Source organism: Thermomonas sp., assembly GCF_025993755.1.
In the GTDB taxonomy this organism is placed as follows: Bacteria; Pseudomonadota; Gammaproteobacteria; order Xanthomonadales; family Xanthomonadaceae; genus Thermomonas.
Genome location: NZ_JAMQHN010000160.1, coordinates 1 through 16,822 on the forward strand (window position 1 = coordinate 1; position 16,822 = coordinate 16,822).

Annotated in this window: 16 protein-coding genes and 1 tRNA gene; 11 read left to right on the forward strand and 6 right to left on the reverse strand. The window is 68.8% G+C overall.

Annotation, left to right across the window (positions count from 1 at the left end):
* On the forward strand, positions 1 to 442 hold a 442-nt coding region (locus Q0X16_RS11600; RefSeq protein ID WP_297834552.1), incomplete at its 5' end, for a DUF58 domain-containing protein.
* Entirely contained in the window at positions 435 to 2,396 is a 1,962-nt protein-coding gene (locus tag Q0X16_RS11605; RefSeq protein ID WP_297834555.1) for a DUF3488 and transglutaminase-like domain-containing protein, read from the forward strand. The genes Q0X16_RS11600 and Q0X16_RS11605, both read left to right, overlap by 8 nt.
* A 12-nt stretch (positions 2,397 to 2,408) precedes the next feature.
* On the opposite strand, the gene Q0X16_RS11610 is transcribed toward Q0X16_RS11605, so the two are convergent.
* The 4 genes from Q0X16_RS11610 to dnaX form a co-directional block, all read right to left on the reverse strand.
* Positions 2,409 to 2,753 (reverse strand): histidine triad nucleotide-binding protein, encoded by a 345-nt coding sequence (locus Q0X16_RS11610; RefSeq protein ID WP_297834557.1) that lies wholly within the window; start codon positions 2,751 to 2,753, stop codon positions 2,409 to 2,411.
* Positions 2,754 to 2,822: 69 nt separating this feature from the next.
* The gene (gene recR, locus Q0X16_RS11615; RefSeq protein WP_297834560.1) at positions 2,823 to 3,422 is read right to left on the reverse strand and encodes a recombination mediator RecR; all 600 of its coding nucleotides are present in this window, start codon (positions 3,420 to 3,422) and stop codon (positions 2,823 to 2,825) included.
* Positions 3,423 to 3,560: 138 nt separating this feature from the next.
* Positions 3,561 to 3,881, reverse strand: a complete 321-nt coding sequence (locus Q0X16_RS11620) for a YbaB/EbfC family nucleoid-associated protein (protein WP_297834561.1) — start codon at positions 3,879 to 3,881, stop codon at positions 3,561 to 3,563.
* Between the two features lie 16 nt (positions 3,882 to 3,897).
* Positions 3,898 to 5,598, reverse strand: coding sequence for a DNA polymerase III subunit gamma/tau (gene dnaX, locus Q0X16_RS11625; RefSeq protein WP_297834564.1), 1,701 nt, complete (start codon positions 5,596 to 5,598; stop codon positions 3,898 to 3,900).
* Positions 5,599 to 5,722: 124 nt separating this feature from the next.
* On the opposite strand from dnaX, the gene Q0X16_RS11630 reads away from it, so the two are divergent.
* The 9 genes from Q0X16_RS11630 to Q0X16_RS11670 all read left to right on the forward strand — a co-directional run bounded on the left by Q0X16_RS11630 (position 5,723) and on the right by Q0X16_RS11670 (position 15,291).
* Positions 5,723 to 5,798, forward strand: a tRNA-Ala gene (locus Q0X16_RS11630).
* Between the two features lie 479 nt (positions 5,799 to 6,277).
* Positions 6,278 to 6,418 carry a hypothetical protein gene (locus tag Q0X16_RS11635; protein WP_297834567.1) on the forward strand — a complete coding sequence of 47 codons (141 nt, stop codon included), beginning with the start codon at positions 6,278 to 6,280 and terminating at the stop codon, positions 6,416 to 6,418.
* Positions 6,408 to 6,506, forward strand: coding sequence for a potassium-transporting ATPase subunit F (locus Q0X16_RS11640; RefSeq protein WP_297834570.1), 99 nt, complete (start codon positions 6,408 to 6,410; stop codon positions 6,504 to 6,506). Before Q0X16_RS11635 ends, Q0X16_RS11640 begins: the two co-directional genes overlap by 11 nt.
* Positions 6,503 to 8,248 carry a potassium-transporting ATPase subunit KdpA gene (gene kdpA / locus Q0X16_RS11645; RefSeq protein ID WP_297834573.1) on the forward strand — a complete coding sequence of 582 codons (1,746 nt, stop codon included), beginning with the start codon at positions 6,503 to 6,505 and terminating at the stop codon, positions 8,246 to 8,248. Before Q0X16_RS11640 ends, kdpA begins: the two co-directional genes overlap by 4 nt.
* Positions 8,249 to 8,266: 18 nt before the next feature.
* Positions 8,267 to 10,342 carry a potassium-transporting ATPase subunit KdpB gene (gene kdpB / locus Q0X16_RS11650; RefSeq protein ID WP_297834576.1) on the forward strand — a complete coding sequence of 692 codons (2,076 nt, stop codon included), beginning with the start codon at positions 8,267 to 8,269 and terminating at the stop codon, positions 10,340 to 10,342.
* Positions 10,343 to 10,361: 19 nt separating this feature from the next.
* Entirely contained in the window at positions 10,362 to 10,967 is a 606-nt protein-coding gene (kdpC, locus tag Q0X16_RS11655) for a potassium-transporting ATPase subunit KdpC (protein WP_345780297.1), read from the forward strand.
* Positions 10,968 to 11,082: 115 nt separating this feature from the next.
* A complete protein-coding gene (locus Q0X16_RS11660) occupies positions 11,083 to 11,862 on the forward strand; it encodes a TorF family putative porin (RefSeq protein WP_297834579.1) in 780 nt (259 codons plus the stop codon).
* Between the two features lie 25 nt (positions 11,863 to 11,887).
* Entirely contained in the window at positions 11,888 to 14,578 is a 2,691-nt protein-coding gene (locus Q0X16_RS11665; protein ID WP_297834581.1) for a sensor histidine kinase KdpD, read from the forward strand.
* On the forward strand, positions 14,575 to 15,291 hold the full coding sequence (locus tag Q0X16_RS11670) for a response regulator (protein WP_297834583.1): 717 nt from the start codon (positions 14,575 to 14,577) through the stop codon (positions 15,289 to 15,291). Before Q0X16_RS11665 ends, Q0X16_RS11670 begins: the two co-directional genes overlap by 4 nt.
* Before the next feature lie 222 nt (positions 15,292 to 15,513).
* Here Q0X16_RS11670 and Q0X16_RS11675 read toward each other — a convergent pair whose 3' ends face one another.
* On the reverse strand, positions 15,514 to 15,744 hold the full coding sequence (locus tag Q0X16_RS11675) for a DUF2188 domain-containing protein (RefSeq protein ID WP_297834584.1): 231 nt from the start codon (positions 15,742 to 15,744) through the stop codon (positions 15,514 to 15,516).
* A gap of 118 nt (positions 15,745 to 15,862) precedes the next feature.
* Entirely contained in the window at positions 15,863 to 16,819 is a 957-nt protein-coding gene (locus tag Q0X16_RS11680; protein ID WP_297834586.1) for a hypothetical protein, read from the reverse strand.
* Positions 16,820 to 16,822 lie beyond the last annotated feature (3 nt).

Below are 16,822 nucleotides of genomic sequence, written 5' to 3' on the forward strand. Positions count from 1 at the left end.
GCCGGCGCAGAGCGTGCTGGTCTATCCCGCGCCGGAAACCGCGGCGCCGCCACCTCCCGCGGCCACCGGCGGTCAAACCCAACCGCTGCCGGCGCGCGCCGGCGACGAACTCCATCACCTGCGCGACTACCGCCCCGGCGATCCGCCGCGCTCTGTGGCGTGGAAGCCCTCGGCACGACGCGGCGCGCTGCTGGTGCGCGATCACGAACAGCCGCGCGGCGGCGAACTGCACCTGGATTGGGACGCCACCGCCGGCCTGCCTTACGAGCAACGCATCCGCCGGTTGGCGCGCTGGGTCGATGACGCCGAACGCAGCGGCCGACGCTACGCGCTGCGCCTGCCGGCCGCCGAAAGCGTGACGCTCGGACAGGGCGCCGCGCACCGCCACCAGTGCCTGCGCGCACTGGCCCTGCTGCCGTTCGAAGGCGGCGAGCATGGCTAAGTCCGCCTCGCCCGCATTGAGCCACGCCGGTCGCCTGCAGGTGCGACTGGCCGCCGCCGCCTGCCTGCTGCCACTGTTGCTGCAGCTGCCGCACGGGCTGGGGCTGGGCTTCGCGCTCGGTGCCGCCGTCGTGTTTGCGGCCTCGTGGCGCAAGCCGCTGGGGAACGCGATCCGCGTGCTTCTGCTCGTCGTCGGCATGGCGATGGTGTTCTACGCGCTGCCCGGCATCGGCCGCGACACCGCCTCGGCCGCGCTGGCGCTGATGATCGCGCTCAAGCCGGCGGAGACGCAGACCCTGCGCGACGGCCGCAGCCTGGTCGGTTTCGCGCTGTTCGCGCCGTTCGCCACCTTCCTGCTCGATCAGGCGCCACTGAGCCTGCTGCTGGCGCTGCTGGCCGTGGTCATGGCGCTGCTGGCGCTGCAACGGCTGGCAGCGGACGAGGGACGGATCGACGACGCCTCCGTGACCGGATTCCCCAGGCGCGTCGCCGTCGTCGCGGTGCTGCGTCTGTTCGTGCTCGGCCTGCCGCTGGCGCTGGCCGTGTTCTGGCTGTTCCCGCGCCTGCCAACGCCGCTGTGGGGCCTGCCGCAGCGCAGCGGCGCCACGCCGGGGCTGTCCGATTCGATGACGCCGGGAGGGATGTTCGACCTGCTGCTCGACGACAGTCCCGCCGGGCGCGTGCAGTTCCTCGGGCCGGTGCCCAGGCCGGAACAGATGTACTGGCGCGGCCCGGTGCTGTGGGATTTCGACGGGCAGACCTGGCGCCCGGGGCGGGTGCTGCAGCGCCTGCCGCCGGCGCCCATGCAAGCCGCCGGCGATGGCTGGGATTACCGCCTGGAGCTGGAGCCGACCGAAAACCAGCTGCTGGTGGCGCTCGACCTGCCCACCGCCGTTCCCGAAGGCGCGCACCTGGGCATCGACCGTGCTCCGGTCGCCGACGCGCCGCTGTACAACGTCACCCGCTGGACGCTGCATTCGGCACCGCCCGCGGCGTTCGAACCCGATCTTCCCGACTGGCTGCGCCGGCGCGCGCTGCGCCTGCCGGAGGGATTCAACCCGCGCACGCTGGCGCTGGGCCGGCAGTGGCGCCGCGAGGCCGGCAGCGATCCCGAAGGTCGCGCCGACCTGGCCATCGCACGGCGCGCCATGGCCTGGATCCACAAGGATTTCGCCTACACCCTGAACGTGCCGATCGCCGGCCGCAACGAGGTCGACGACTTCCTGTTCGACCGCCGGGAAGGCTATTGCGAACACTTCAGCTCGGCGTTCGTGGTGCTGATGCGTGCCGCCGGCATCCCGGCGCGGGTCGTCACCGGCTACGCCGGCGCCTACAGCAATCCGATCGGCGACTACTGGCTGATCCGCCGCTCCGACGCCCACGCCTGGGCGGAAATCTGGCTGCCGCGGCGCGGCTGGACGCGCTTCGATCCTACCGCCGCGGTCGCGCCCGAGCGCATCTACGACACCATCGCCGACCGCATGCCCGGCCGCATCGGCGGATTCATCGACATCTCGCCGCTGTTCAACGCCGGCGACTGGCTGCGGCGCGGCTGGAACGACATGCTGCTGGGCTTCAACGCCAAGCGCCAGCAGGATCTGCTGGGCGCGCTGGGACTGCGCGGCGGCAGCCGGACGCTGGTGCTGCTGTTCGCCGGCGCGGCGCTGCTGGCGATCGGCTGGATGGCCTGGCTGACCGCGCGCGGCGAAAGGGAGCGCGACCCGTTGCTGCGCGCCTGGCACGCGCTGGAGGCCCGCTATCGCCGGCGCGGACTGGGCCGTGCGCCGCACGAACCGGCGCTCGCCTGGGTCGCCCGTATCCGCACGGAATCAGGACAGCCCGAAGCCGACCTCGAACGGCTGGCGCAGCGCTTCGAGCGCAGCCGCTATGCGCCGGATGCGGGCGAGGCCACGCGTCGCGAATTGATTCACGACCTGCGCCGACATCGGCCCTGAGCCGGGCTCGGATCAGGTCGGCACGCCGAAATGCCCCAGCGGCGCGCCGGCCAGCAGGTGCAGATGGATCTGGAACACCGTCTGCCCGCCGTCCTCGTTGCAGTTCATCACGATCCGGTAGCCTCGCTCGGCAAACCCCTGCGCCTTGGCGTAACGCGCTGCGGCAGTGGCCAGCCGGCCGACCACCACCGCGTCTTCCTCGGGCACGTCGTTCAGGGTCGCGAAATCCTGCTTCGGCACGAACAGCACATGCACCGGCGCCTGCGGCGCGATGTCGCGGAACGCGATCAGGTGCTCGTCCTCATAGACGATGTCCGCGGGAATTTCGCGATTGATGATCTTGTGGAAGATGGTCATGGCGCAGGGACTGCGTTCAGGAGTCAGGAGCCAAGCATAGAGAATACGGCGCCTGCGCGGCGTTGACGCTCAATCCTTGATTTCCAGACGGCTGCCGAAGGCGTGCTGCAGGGTGCCGCGATCGACGTATTCCAGTTCGCCGCCCAGCGGAACGCCGTGGGCGAGCCGGCTGGGGCGCACGCCGCGAGCGCGGGCGATCTGGGCTAGGTAATGCGCGGTGGCCTCGCCTTCAACGGTGGGATTGGTGGCCACGATCAGCTCGCGCACTTCGCCCTCGTCCAGCCGCTGGGCGAACTGGTCCAACCCGAGTTCGCGCGGGCCGATTCCGTCGAGTGGGCTCAGCCGTCCCTGCAGCACGAAGTACAGGCCGCGATAGCCGGTGGCCTGCTCGATCGCCAACCGGTCCGCCGGTGTCTCCACCGCGCACAGCAGGCTCGGATCGCGCGCCGGACTGGCGCAGATCGCGCACAGATCGGTCTCGCTGAAATCGCGGCAGCGGACGCAGTGGCGGACGTTCTCCATCGCCTGTGCAAGCGTCGCGGACAGCCGCAACCCGCCCTCGCGCTGGCGCTCCAGAAGGTGATAGGCCATCCGCTGCGCCGACTTCTGGCCCACGCCTGGAAGCACCCTCAGCGCTTCGATGAGTTGCTCGAGAAGAGAGGTGCTCATGTGACCTGAAGCCTGATTGCGTGGTTGCGCACATGGATGCGCGCACGCGGCGCACGCAGTGCGACGCGCAAGCGGGCGAAAACCGCGCTTTTCGCCCGCGTTGCGAATGCGGCGGCAGGATGCCCCGTCATCGCAATATCAGAAAGGCAGCTTCATCCCGGGCGGCAGCGGCAGGCCCGCGGTCGCCGCCGACATCTTTTCCTGCGTCGCGGCCGTGATCTTGTTGACCGCATCGTTGAACGCCGCCGCGATCAGGTCTTCGGCCATTTCCGGATCCGCCAGCGCGGCCGGATCGATGCGAACCCGTCGGCAGTCCATGCGCCCGCCGAGCGTGACGCTGACCATGCCGCCACCGGCATTTCCGGTGGCTTCCAGCGCCGCCACCTCTTCCTGCGCGCGCTGCACGTCTTCCTGCATCTTCTGCGCCTGCTGCATCAGCTGGGCGATGTTTCCACGCATGTTCGTCTTCCGTCGTTCAATGGGTGTCGCCGGACACATCGTGCGGCCGGATCGATCCGGGGACCATGGAGGCCCCGTGGTCCCGCACCAGCCGCTGGATCGCCGGGTCCTCGGCAAACCCGCGCTCGGCATCGGCCTGCCGCGCATCCTGCGCCCTCGAGTTGCGCGCGCTGGCGGTATCGCCGCCCCCTTCCCCGAGCTCAAACCGGACCTGCACGGCACCGCCCAGCTGGCGCGACACCGCGTCGGTGAGCTGCAGCACCAGGCTGGGCGATTTCAGATGCATCTGTTCCGGAGTCAGTGCCAGACGCAGCACGCCATCGCGATGGGCGATGAACGCGGCATTTTCGGCGAGCAGTCGCGGTGCGCCGCGCAGGCCGCATTCGGCCACCACCTGCAGCCAGTGCTCGCCATCGGTGACGATCCGCGCGCTGGGCGCGTCCACGACGGGCGCAGCCGGCTCCGTCGCCCTGGAAGCGGCCGGTTTCGGTTCGACATTTTCGCGCACTAACGACGCCACCGTGGCGGCCGCGGCCGCGCGTGCATTCGACTGCGGCGGACGGGGCGCCGGCGCCGCTGCTGCTGCTGTTGCTGCATTTCGCGCAGCACCTGCCGGTTCCGTCGCATCGGGACGGAACGCCAGCATCCGCAGCAGGGTCATCTCGAAGCCGCTGCGCGGACTGGGAGCATAGCCAAGGTCCCGACGCCCGTTCAGCGCCATCTGGTACCACAGCTGCACCAGTTCCGGACGCAGCGCTGACGCCAATGCTTCGACATCGACCGCGTCCGCCTCGATCGCCGCCTCCGGCACCAGCTGTTTCACCTGGATCCGGTGCAGCGCCAGCGCGAAGGCGTCGAGGATGCCCGCCCAATCCGGCGAAAACTCCGCCAGCTGCGCCGCCTCGTCGAGCAGGCGCTTGCCGTCGCCCGCCGCCAGCGCGTCGAGCAGCGCCTGGATCCGGGTGCGGTCGACCGAGCCCAGCATGGTCGCCACGGTGCCGCCGTCCAGCCGCCCGCCGCCCGCGCCGGAGCCGCTGTAGGCAATCGCCTGATCCAGAAGCGACAGCCCGTCGCGCAGGCTGCCGTCGGCGGCCCGCGCCAGCTGCGCCACCGCGTCCGCATCGGCCTCGATGCCCTCGGCCATAAGGATTTTCGTGAGCTGGCCGCGGATCTGCGCCTCATCCAGTCGTTTGAGATTGAACTGCAGGCAGCGGCTGAGCACCGTCACCAGCAGCTTCTCGGGATCGGTGGTGGCAAACAGGAACTTGACGTGCTCCGGCGGCTCTTCCAGCGTCTTGAGCAGCGCGTTGAATGCCGCCTTCGACAGCATGTGCACTTCGTCGATCAGGTACACCTTGTAGCGGCCGCGCGAAGGCATGTACTGCGCGTTCTCGATCAATTCACGGACGTTCTCGACGCCGGTGTTGGAGGCCGCGTCGATCTCCAGCAGGTCGATGTAGCGACCGGCGTCGATCGCCTTGCAGGTCTCGCATTCGCCGCAAGGGTCGGCGCCGACGCCGCGCTCGCAGTTGAGCGACTTGGCGAAGATGCGCGCGATGGTGGTCTTGCCGACGCCGCGGGTGCCGGTGAACAGCAGCGCATGGTGGATGCGCCCGCTTTCCAGCGCATTGGTCAGCGCGCGCACCACGTGCTCCTGGCCGACCAGTTCGGAAAAACGCCGCGGGCGCCACTTGCGGGCGAGGACAAGGTAGGACATGCCCCATTGTGGCATGCGCTGCGCCGCCGGCGCTGTCCCAACCCAGATCCACACCGGAAGGCACGCCCGGCAACGCGGCGCTTGCCGGCTACCGGGTCGATCCACTAAACTCTGCGTCCCTCGTGGGGCTGTAGCTCAGCTGGGAGAGCGTCGCGTTCGCAATGCGAAGGTCAGGGGTTCGATCCCCCTCAGCTCCACCACTTTTCAACGCCCAACCTCTATCGGTTGGGCGTTTTCGTTTCCGGGTTCCCCGACGCCGCGCGGGGTTCCGGGCCATTCTGCCTGCGCTGCGCCCCACTGCCGGGGGCGCCTGAATGGGGCAGGTTCGACTCCGATCTGCCCTCTCTTCTCTCAAAACCTGCACCAACTTCCTCGCCGGAGCGCACGCAGACCGACTTGTGTGCCGGTGATTTGCGCGTGCGCCATTGCCAGCGGTTGCTCTTCCCGCTTGCAGAGGCAGTCCATCACGCAACGCGCCAGCCACTTCGACGCTCAGGGCATTGACAAGTCCGGGGCTGCGCGTGTGTGGGCTCACTGCGAATGCGCAGCCACTACCGTGCCGAAGGTGGGCGTGGGCCGTCTTGATACGGTCTTGATGCCCGCGCCCTCGAATCGGACCCCGTTCTGACACCGGCTCCTCCACGATGCGCAGCGTGTGCATCGCATCGTGGAGGAGCCGATGGACCTCTTCTATCTCGCCTGGGTGCTGGCCTGGGTGGTCCTGACCTTCGCCGCCGTCGCGCTGTGCCGACGACTCGCGTCGTCGGGCACGCCGAAGCCGGCCGCGCCGCAACCGACGGGAGGCGGCCATGGAGCCTGATGCCTTTATCGCACTCGCTGCGCTGTTGGCCGTCGGCGTGCTGGCGTATCTGGTTTATGCGCTGCTGGCGGTGGAGGACTTCGAATGAACGCCAATCCGTGGGTGCAACTCGCCATTTTTCTGGCATTGCTGTTCGCACTGGCCTGGCCGCTGGCCCGCTGGTGCGACCTGGTCTTCAGCGGGCGGCTGGCCGAGCGCGCGCGCTGGGTCGGCGGTGTCGAGCGGCTGGCGCTGCGACTGATCGGCAGCGTGCCGGACGAGGACATGCCGTGGTGGCGCTACGCGCTCTCCATCATCGCCTTCAACGTGGTCGGTCTCGCAGCACTGTATGCGCTGCAGCGGCTGCAGGGGTGGCTGCCGTTCAACCCGCAGGGGTTCGGTGCGGTGGCGCCGGATCTGGCGCTGAACACGGCAGTCTCCTTCGTTACTAATACCAACTGGCAAAGCTACGGCGGCGAGTCGACGATGAGCCACGGCACGCAGATGCTGGGGCTCACCGTACAGAACTTTCTGTCGGCGGCCACCGGCATCGCGGTGGCGCTGGCCGTGATCCGCGGCTTTGTCCGCAAGGCAAGCAGCGGCCTGGGCAATGCCTGGTTGGATCTGACGCGCACCACGCTGTGGCTGCTGTTGCCGATTTCGGCCGTGTTCGCGCTGTTTCTGGTCGCGCAGGGGGTGCCGCAGACGCTTGCCGGCGCCCAGACGGCGCAGCTGGTCGATCCGATCACCTACACGGTGCAGGAGGCTGGCCGCGACCTGACACAAACTGCCACGACGCAGACGATCGCGCTCGGCCCGGTGGCTTCGCAAGAGGCGATCAAGCTGCTCGGCACCAACGGTGGCGGCTTCTTCAACGCCAATTCGGCGCATCCGTTCGAGAACCCGACGGCTCTCAGCAACCTGGCCGAGATGGTGGCGATACTCCTCATTCCACTGGCGCTGGTGTTCCTGTTCGGCCGCTGGTCAGGCGACGCCCGGCAAGGCGCGGCGCTGATCGGGGCGATGACGGTCCTGTTCGTCGCACTGTATGCGCTTGGGGTTCTCGCGCAGGCGCAGCCCAATCCGCGGCTGACCGCGCTCGGCCTGCAGGGTCCGAGCCTTGAGGGACTCGAGACGCGTTTCGGGATCGTCGGGTCCATGCTGTTCGCCGCTACGACGACAGCCGCGAGCTGCGGTGCGGTCAACGCCATGCACGACAGCTTGATGCCGCTGGCGGGCTTGGCGCCCATGTTCCTGATGCAGCTTGGTGAAGTGGTCTATGGCGGCGTCGGCTCTGGCCTTTACGGGATGCTGCTGTTTGCGGTGGTCGCAGTCTTCATCGCCGGGCTGATGGTCGGCCGCACGCCGGAGTACCTCGGCAAGAAGATCGGTACCTTCGACATGAAGATGGCCGCACTGGCGGTGATCGTGGTGCCCGCACTGGTCCTGGCCGGAACGGCGCTGGCGCTGCGAGCCGAACCGGGGCTTGCGGGCCTGACCAATCCCGGTGCGCACGGCCTGTCTCAGACGCTATATGCGCTGACCTCGGCGGCCAACAACAACGGCTCGGCGTTTGCGGGGCTATCGGCCAATGCGCCGTTCTACAACGTGCTGCTTGCGGCGGCGATGTGGTTCGGGCGCTTCTTCGTGATCGTGCCGGTACTGGCGCTGGCCGGCAGCCTCGCCGCCAAGCCGCGCGTGCCCGCCTCTGCCGGGACGCTACCGACGAACAACGGCATGTTCGTCGTGCTGCTGATCGCCACGGTTCTGTTGGTCGGCGCGCTCAACTACGTGCCAGCACTGGCGCTAGGACCGGTGGCCGAGCACCTGGCGCTCTTCGCCACACCCTGAAAGACATAGGAGATGCGCATGCAGACGACGATGATGAGCCCGCGCGCGGCCGGCCCCTGGGACCGTACATTACTGCGCGCGGCCTTGCGTGAATCGCTCGCGCGCCTTGCGCCGCAGGTGCAATGGCGCAACCCGGTGATGTTCGTGGTCTGGGTCGCTGCTGCCTTGGTGAGCGGCATCGGGATCGCGGCCGTGGCCGGACGCGTGCAGGCCCCGGGGGCCTTCACGCTGACCTTGGCGGCATGGCTGTGGCTGACGGTTTGGTTCGCCAACCTTGCCGAGGCGCTGGCCGAAGGGCGCGGCAAGGCGCAGGCAGCGGCGCTGCGCGCAGCCAAGAAGCGCGTCTACGCCAAGGTGCTGCAGGCGCCGCACCATGGCGCCTCGTGGATCCCGGTGCCGAGCGACGAACTGGCCGCGGGCAAGGTGGTGCTGGTGGAAGCCGGCGACGTGATCCCGGCCGATGGCGAGGTGATCGAAGGAGTGGCGTCGGTGGACGAATCGGCCATCACCGGCGAGTCAGCCCCGGTGATCCGCGAGTCGGGCGGCGACCGCTCGGCCGTGACCGGCGGCACCAAGGTGCTGTCGGACTGGCTGGTGGTGCGCATCACCGCGCAGCCGGGGCAGACCTTCCTGGACCGTATGATCGCGATGGTCGAGACCGCCAAGCGGCGACGCACGCCCAACGAGATCGCGCTGACCATTCTGCTGGTGGCGCTGACGCTGGTGTTCCTCATCGTCTGCGCCACACTATTGCCGCTATCGCAGTACAGCGTCGAGGCTGCAGGCCAGGGCCAGCCGGTGTCGGTGACGGTGCTGGTAGCACTGCTGGTGTGCCTGGCCCCGACCACCATCGGCGCGCTGCTGGCGGCCATCGGCGTCGCCGGCATGAGCCGCATGCTGCGGGCCAACGTCATCGCCACCTCGGGCCGCGCGGTGGAGGCGGCTGGCGACGTAGACGTGCTGCTGCTGGACAAGACCGGCACGATCACGCTCGGCAACAGGCAGGCGGTGGCCTTCCACCCCGCGCCGGGGGTGGTGGAGCAGGCGCTGGCCGATGCCGCGCAGCTGGCGTCGCTGGCGGACGAGACGCCCGAAGGCCGCTCGATCGTCGTGCTGGCCAAGCAGCGCTTCGGCCTGCGCGGGCGTGAGACCGCCGGGCTGCACTTCATCGCCTTTTCCGCGCGCACGCGCATGAGCGGCGTGGACGTGGACGGTCGGCGCATCCGCAAGGGCGCGCTTGATGCGATCGAGCGCTTCGTGCAGGAGGCGGGCGCTGCCTTGCCGGCGGCGGTGCGCGAACGCGCCGAGGACATCGCGCGTCAAGGCGGCACGCCGCTTGTAGTGGCCGAAGACGCTCATGTGCTTGGCGTGGTGGAACTCAAGGACATCGTCAAAGGCGGCATCCGCGAGCGCTTTGCGCAACTACGCAGCATGGGCATCAAGACGGTGATGGTCACCGGCGACAACCGCTTCACCGCCGCCGCGATCGCCGCCGAGGCCGGCGTGGACGACTTTCTCGCCGAGGCCACGCCGGAGGACAAGCTGGCGCTGATTCGCCGCTACCAGGCCGACGGGCATCTCGTGGCGATGACCGGCGACGGCACCAACGACGCGCCCGCGCTGGCGCAGGCCGACGTCGCGGTGGCGATGAACGCCGGCACGCAGGCGGCCAAGGAGGCCGGGAACATGGTCGATCTGGACTCCAACCCGACCAAGCTGCTGGAAGTGGTCGAGGTCGGCAAGCAGATGCTGATGACGCGCGGGGCGCTGACGACGTTTTCGATCGCCAACGACGTGGCCAAGTACTTCGCGATCATCCCGGCGGCGTTTGCCGGCACATATCCACAGCTTACAGCGCTGAACGTGATGCAGTTGGCCAGCCCGCAGTCGGCGATCCTCTCGGCAGTGATCTTCAACGCGCTGATCATCGTTGCGCTAATCCCGCTGGCGCTCAAGGGCGTGCGCTGGCGCGCCGAGTCCGCCCAGACGCTGCTGCGACGTCACCTCCTGATCTACGGCCTGGGCGGAGTGGTTGCGCCGTTCGTCGGTATCAAGTCGATCGACCTGGTGCTCGTCGCACTGGGCTGGGCGTAAAGCACTTCGGAGTCTTGCCATGAATACGATGAAAACCCTCTGGCGACCCGCCGCCCTCAGCTTCGTGCTGCTCGCGCTGGCGACGGGGCTCGTCTATCCGCTGGCCCTCACGGGACTTGCGCAACTCGTGATGCCTGAGCGCGCCAACGGCAGCCTGGTCGTGCGCGACGGCAAAGTGATCGGCAGCCGCCTGATCGGCCAGGCCTTCGATGATCCCCGGTACTTCTGGGGGCGGCCGTCGGCCACGGCACCGATGCCTTACAACGCCGCCGGCTCCAGCGGCAGCAATCTCGCGCCGAGCAACCCGGCGCTCGTCGAGACCGTGCGCGCGCGCATCGACGCCCTGCGTGCGGCCAACCCCGATGCCCCAGGCCCCGTGCCGATGGAACTCGTCACCGCCTCGGCCAGCGGGCTGGATCCGCACATCTCGCCCGAGGCAGCGCGCTGGCAGATCCCGCGCATCGCCCGCGTGCGCGGCTTGAGCGCTGCCACGGTGGAGGACCTCGTGCGCGCGCACACCGAAACGCCGTGGCTGGGTCTGATCGGCATGCCGCGTGTCAACGTACTGCAGATCAACCTCGCGCTCGATGCGCTCGCCACTGGCCGCACCGCACCGGCGCGCTGACGTGCGCCAAGCGCATTTTTCACGGGAGGCGACCGGCCCCTCGTCGGTCCTTCGCCTGGCCCGGCGACTCGCGTCCGCCGCAGGAACCTTCTCCAACCCTCGAAGGAGTCTTTGCATGTCTTGCTTGTCATCGCCGCTGCGGCGTGGCGTGGGCCTGCTGCTGGCCCTGGCGGCCGGAGGCCAGCCCCCCGCCTACGCCGGGGATGCGCCTTCAGTCGCCACCAACGTCACGCTGGCCAGCCAGTACATCTTCCGCGGCATCACGCAGACCGCAGGCAAGCCGGCCTTGCAAGGCGGCGCCGAACTCGGTGGATCTTCCGGCTTTTACGCCGGCCTTTGGGGCTCGAACGTGAACTGGCTGCAGGACTACCAGGGCTACCTCTCCGGCAGTCTGGAGCTCGACCTCTACGGCGGCTGGCGCAGGCGTCTCAACGAGCAGGTGGGGTTCGACCTCGGGCTGATCCACTACCGCTACCCCGGCTCGCGCCCTGCGGGGATGGTGGCCGCGGACACCACCGAGCTGTATGCCGCTGCCACCTGGCGCTGGCTGTCGGCCAAGCTGTTCTACAGCACCGGCCGCACCTTCGGCTTCGACACGCCCTCCGGCAGCACCTATCTAGACCTCGGTGCGAACCTGCCGATCGGTGACAGTCCGCTCAAGCTGGTACTGCACGCCGGTCAGCAGCGTCTACGAGGCGATGCCCGCCCCCACTCCTACGACGACTGGAGGCTCGCGCTGAGTTACGATGCCTCGACGCATGGCGCAGGCTGGAAGGCCACGAGCGTCACCGTGCAGGTCACCGGCACCGATGCTGACCGCTCCCTCTGGACCGATCGCAATGGAGTCGATCTCTCCCGCACGCGTTGGGCTGTCATGATTGCACGAAGCTTCTGACGGCATCTCGCGCGTTGATCGAGTCATGAATCCACCGCCCAGCCGCCCAGACCCCGACCGCCTGCTTGCCGAGGTGCAGGCCGAGGAAGCGCGCCAGCGGCGCGGGCGGCTGAAGATCTTCTTCGGCGCTTGCCCCGGGGTCGGCAAGACCTATGCGATGCTGCAGGCGCTGCACGAGCGCAGGCGGGAGGGCGTGGCGGTCTGCGTGGGATTGGTGGAAACCCACGGCCGTAAGGAGACAGAGGCGCTGCTCGAGGGCTTGCCAGTGCTGCCGCGCAAGTGCATCGACTACCGTGGCCGTTCACTGCCCGAGTTCGACCTCGATGCGGCGTTGGCTTCTTCGGCGGCGCTGATCGCGGTGGACGAACTGGCCCATACCAATGCTCCCGGCAGCCGCCATGCCAAGCGCTGGCAGGACGTGGAGGAGCTGCTTGCCGCTGGCATTGATGTCTACACCACGCTCAACGTGCAGCACCTGGAGAGCCTGCACGACGTGGTGGCGGCGATCAGCGGTGTGCGCGTGCGGGAGACGGTGCCAGACCGCGTGTTCGACGCTGCCGACGAGGTCACGCTGATCGACCTGCCGGCCGCCGACCTGGTCCAGCGCCTGCGCGCCGGCAAGGTCTACTTGCCCGAAGTGGCGCAGGCGGCCGTTGAACGCTTCTTCCGCCCCGGCAACCTGATCGCGCTGCGCGAGCTGGCGCTGCGGCGCGTGGCCGACCGCGTGGATGTGCAGATGCGCGCGCTGCGCGTGCGCGAGGACGTGGCTGCCGTATGGCCGACGCGCGAGCGGCTGCTGGTTGGCATCGGCAGCGCGCGCGATGCACCGCTGGTGCGCGCTGCCGCGCTGTTGGCCAGCCGCCTGGAAGCCGAATGGGTCGCCGTGCATGTGGATCGCTTGACGAGTGCTGAGCCACATGAACCGCGCGATGGGGTAATGAGGTTGCTGTCGGAAGCACGTCGGCTGGGCGCCGACGTGCTGACGCTGGCCGGTGACGACGTGGCCAGCCTGCTCGCGCGGTGTGCGCGCGATCGCAACGCCAACCGGATCGTGCTGGGTGCGGCGCACGAGCGGCGCTTTGCGCCGCCGTGGCGGCGCGACCTGGCTCGCGCCGTGCAGCGCCTTGCACCCGAAGTGGACATCGTGCGGATCGGTGACGCGGCATCGGGCCCGGCCGGCACCGGTCACACGCCCGCGGCGCGGCGCGCGCTTGCGCCCGCTGCAGCCGACGCGGCCCGCCCACGCCACCCCTACGCTTGGGCAATCGCAGCCTGCGCACTAGCCACTGCCGTGGCCTGGCCGCTGGCGCAGGTGTTCGACCTTGCCAACATCGTGATGGTGTACCTGCTCGCGGTGGTCCTGGTGGCGCTGCGGGCGGGGCGACTCGCCGGCGCCTCGGCGGCTCTGCTGGCGGTGCTGTGCTTCGATTTTTTCTTCGTTCCGCCGCATCTGTCATTTGCCGTCAGCGACACACAGTATCTGCTGACGTTCGCACTGATGCTCGCAGTGGCGCTGATCATCGGCCAGCTCACCGCGCGGCTGCGCTTCGCCGTGCTGGCCATGCGCCAGCGCGAACGGCGCAGTGCGCTGCTGACGCGGTTGGCGAACGAATTGTCGGCGGCGCTCGAGGCGGGCCGCATCGTCGAGATCGCGGAGGAGACGCTGCGCGCGCATTTCGGCGTAGAGATCACCGTCTGCCTACCCGATGAGCAGCACCGGCTGCTGCCTCCGCCAGCCGGGCGTGAGGTGGACGTGAGCATCGCGCAATGGGTGCTTGACCATGGCGAGCCAGCCGGCGCCGGTACCGGAACGCTGTCTGCATCGGCGACGCGCTACCTGCCACTCAAGGCACCGATGCGCGTGCGCGGCGTGCTAGCCGTCACCGCACGCGACACCGCCACGTGGCAACATCCCGAGGACATGGAGACGCTGGAAGCCTGCGCCGGGCAGGTCGCGGTGGCGCTCGAGCGTGTGCATTTCGTCGAGGTGGCGCGCAACACGCTGGTGCAGATGGAAGGCGAGCGGCTGCGCAACACCATGCTGCTTACGCTCTCACACGATCTGCGCACGCCGTTGGCCGGCATCCTCGGCACAGCCGAGCTCGCGCTGCAGCGCGAGATCGACTCCGCCGTACGCCCCTTGCTACAAGGCCTCATCGATCAGGCGCGCGCGATGCAGGCGCTGCTCGACAATCTGCTGCAACTGGCTCGCCTGCAATCTGGCGCCGTGCGGCCGGATAAGCAATGGCACGCGCTGGAGGAAATCGTCGCCAGCGCCCTGCAGCACACCCGCAGCGCCTGCGCGCGGCACCGCCTCGACGTGCAGCTGCCGGCCGATCTGCCGCTGGTGGAGGTGGATGCCCTGCTGCTGGAGCGTGCGCTCGTCAATTTGCTAGACAATGCCTGCAAACACACTCCGAGCGGATGTACGGTGAGCGTGAGCGCACGACTGGAGAACGACGACACCTTGCGGCTGGACGTTGCCGACGACGGCCCCGGCTGGCCTGGCGACGACCCGAGCCGGCTGTTTGCGCCGTTCCAGCGCGGCGCACGCGAATCCGCCGTGCCTGGCATGGGCCTGGGACTGGCGCTGGCCGAGCGCATTGCCGCGTTGCACGGCGGCCGCCTGGAAGCGCGCAAGCGCGAGCCGCACGGCAGCGTCTTCACCCTGCGCCTGCCGCACCGGCCGCCGCCGGAGGAGGGGTCCGGGGCATGACTCGCACCAGTGAACACGGCCATGTCCTGCTGATCGAAGACGACGCGCCGATTCGCCGCTTCGTGAGGTTGGCACTCACGGATGCCAACTACAGCGTCAGCGAGGCCGACAGCGTCAGGCGCGGCCAGATCGACGCCGCCACGCGCCGGCCAGATCTCATCATCGTTGATCTCGGCCTGCCCGACGGCGACGGCAAACAGATCATCACGCAGGTGCGCAGATGGTCGGCTGTGCCGATCCTGGTGTTGTCTGCGCGCGACCAGGAGCAGGAAAAGGTCGCCGCGCTTGATGCCGGAGCCGACGACTACCTCACCAAGCCGTTCGGCATCGACGAACTGCTGGCCCGCCTGCGCGCGCTGCAGCGCCGGTTGCAGCCCCCGCAGGCCGAGCAAGGCTGGCGCTTTGGCGACATCGAGGTCGACGCGCGCACGCACGAGGTGCGGCGCCGCGGCGAACTCGTGCACCTGACGCCGATCGAGTTCCGGCTGCTGCTGGTGCTGCTGCGCGCCCAGGGCGCCGTGCTGACCTACCGCCAGCTGCTCACGCAGGTCTGGGGTCCCGGCTACGCCGAGCGCACCCACCACCTGCGCGTGCACATGGCGAACCTGCGCCGCAAGCTCGAAGACGACCCGGCACAGCCGCGCCACCTGCTCACCGAGCTGCAGGTGGGGTACCGGCTGGTGACGGGGGAGTCGACAATGACACGGACTTGAAGAGTCGACCGGCAAATCCCTGCCGCAGCGCGAGGTTGGGCCGATACGGTGTGCGACGCCCGCAGCGGATGGCGCTCTCCCATGACCTGCGCCAACTTCTTGGCGGAAGCGCACGCAGGCAGCCTTGTCCCTCAACCGCTTGTGCGTGCGCCGCCGCAAGCGGTTCGCCTGCGTGTCTGCACGAGCAGACCTGCTGCGCAACGCACCAGGCCAGATCCAAAGTCATCCCTTCGGCGGGAACGGATCGTCGCCGTAGCTATTGCGTTCGCGGATCTGCCCGTCTCGGCCCTGGATGAACAACTCGCTCCGTTGGTTGATGGCGATACCCCGCGCGCGGTCTATCGCCTCTTGCTGGGTCTCATGGATGGATGTGATGCGGTCGTTGCCCTCTCCGCGCACGCCCCACTGACGCCCGCCGTTGACGGGTACGACCCACTGGTTCTTTTTGCTCATTTCAAGCACTCCGAAGTTTGAAGACGACAGGCTCTTGAAGCCGGCGCGAGCCTCAGCGCAGCGGCTGGTCAGATCACGTCATGGGCCTGCCTTTCCCCATATTCAGGGTTTTGCGGGATCACGCCAATGCTCCCGAAGCGCATGGCATCGAATACAACCCTGCGCGCTTCTGCGTGACCACGAGCTCACGGTAGGCGAAGAGCGGTCCCTCGGCCTCGGGCTTGCCCTTGTCGCGCGGCTTCACCTTGAACACTTCGATGGGCTTGTCACTGTCCAACCCGGCGCGCCGCATGATCTGTTCCGCTGTCCGGGGCTCGCCCTTGAATGACCACAGTGCATCGAAGACCGCCGCCTGAGCCTTGGTCAGGCGGATCGCCCCATGCGGCCACACCTCGGGCAAGGTCACCCAGCGGAAGTCGGCGGAGAACGGCCCATGCACCGGTGTCGTTGGATCGCTGGCCTGTGCTGCCGGCGGCTCTCCCGTCGCGCCGATGAACGAGATGCCGCCTCCGTAGAAGGCGAATCGATCCTCCAGAGCCAACCATTCCACGCCCGGGCCGAAGGGCGCCCCGCGCGTCTCGCGTGGCTTCGGCGTGATGACGCGGATCGCCCCTCCTGTTACCCGCACCCGTTCCAGCAGGGCCGGCTCGCGCCATAGCCGGATCAGATCGCGCGCCAGCAGGACTGGCGAGCACCGGGAATCGCCAAGGCGCCACACGCCATCGCCGAGGGCGTCGATGCCGTCGCGGCTCTCGATCGAAAGCGCCAGCCGCAGCTTTCGGCGCAGCCAGTCCTCGTCCAGCGCCAACGCGGCCATGTCGTCGGCCGCGACGGCCACCGGCCCGCACTCGGGGCACTGACAACTACACCCCCGGCGCCCGCCGCCCCAGACCTGCGCCCGGTGCTGGTGGCAGTAGGGACACAGCACGAATCGCTGGTCCAGGGTCGTGGGCTTCACCGCCTGCCCGAGGGCCGGCAAGGCGGCGCTCTCGCGGGGAGAGAGCGCGGCTCGAAGGATGGGCGTGCCGCCCGCGAACAAGCGGCACACCAGGGCCCAGGCGTCGTGCGTGGCCACCGG

Bases quoted from the DNA above. Each gene is read 5' to 3' on its own strand.
- Q0X16_RS11605 (WP_297834555.1), top strand. From the start codon at position 435: ATGGCTAAGTCCGCCTCGCCCGCATTGAGCCACGCCGGTCGCCTGCAG.
- Q0X16_RS11610 (WP_297834557.1), bottom strand. From the start codon at position 2,753: ATGACCATCTTCCACAAGATCATCAATCGCGAAATTCCCGCGGACATC.
- recR (WP_297834560.1), bottom strand. From the start codon at position 3,422: ATGAGCACCTCTCTTCTCGAGCAACTCATCGAAGCGCTGAGGGTGCTT.
- Q0X16_RS11620 (WP_297834561.1), bottom strand. From the start codon at position 3,881: ATGCGTGGAAACATCGCCCAGCTGATGCAGCAGGCGCAGAAGATGCAG.
- dnaX (WP_297834564.1), bottom strand. From the start codon at position 5,598: ATGTCCTACCTTGTCCTCGCCCGCAAGTGGCGCCCGCGGCGTTTTTCC.
- Q0X16_RS11635 (WP_297834567.1), top strand. From the start codon at position 6,278: ATGGACCTCTTCTATCTCGCCTGGGTGCTGGCCTGGGTGGTCCTGACC.
- Q0X16_RS11640 (WP_297834570.1), top strand. From the start codon at position 6,408: ATGGAGCCTGATGCCTTTATCGCACTCGCTGCGCTGTTGGCCGTCGGC.
- kdpA (WP_297834573.1), top strand. From the start codon at position 6,503: ATGAACGCCAATCCGTGGGTGCAACTCGCCATTTTTCTGGCATTGCTG.
- kdpB (WP_297834576.1), top strand. From the start codon at position 8,267: ATGCAGACGACGATGATGAGCCCGCGCGCGGCCGGCCCCTGGGACCGT.
- kdpC (WP_345780297.1), top strand. From the start codon at position 10,362: ATGAATACGATGAAAACCCTCTGGCGACCCGCCGCCCTCAGCTTCGTG.
- Q0X16_RS11660 (WP_297834579.1), top strand. From the start codon at position 11,083: ATGTCTTGCTTGTCATCGCCGCTGCGGCGTGGCGTGGGCCTGCTGCTG.
- Q0X16_RS11665 (WP_297834581.1), top strand. From the start codon at position 11,888: ATGAATCCACCGCCCAGCCGCCCAGACCCCGACCGCCTGCTTGCCGAG.
- Q0X16_RS11670 (WP_297834583.1), top strand. From the start codon at position 14,575: ATGACTCGCACCAGTGAACACGGCCATGTCCTGCTGATCGAAGACGAC.
- Q0X16_RS11675 (WP_297834584.1), bottom strand. From the start codon at position 15,744: ATGAGCAAAAAGAACCAGTGGGTCGTACCCGTCAACGGCGGGCGTCAG.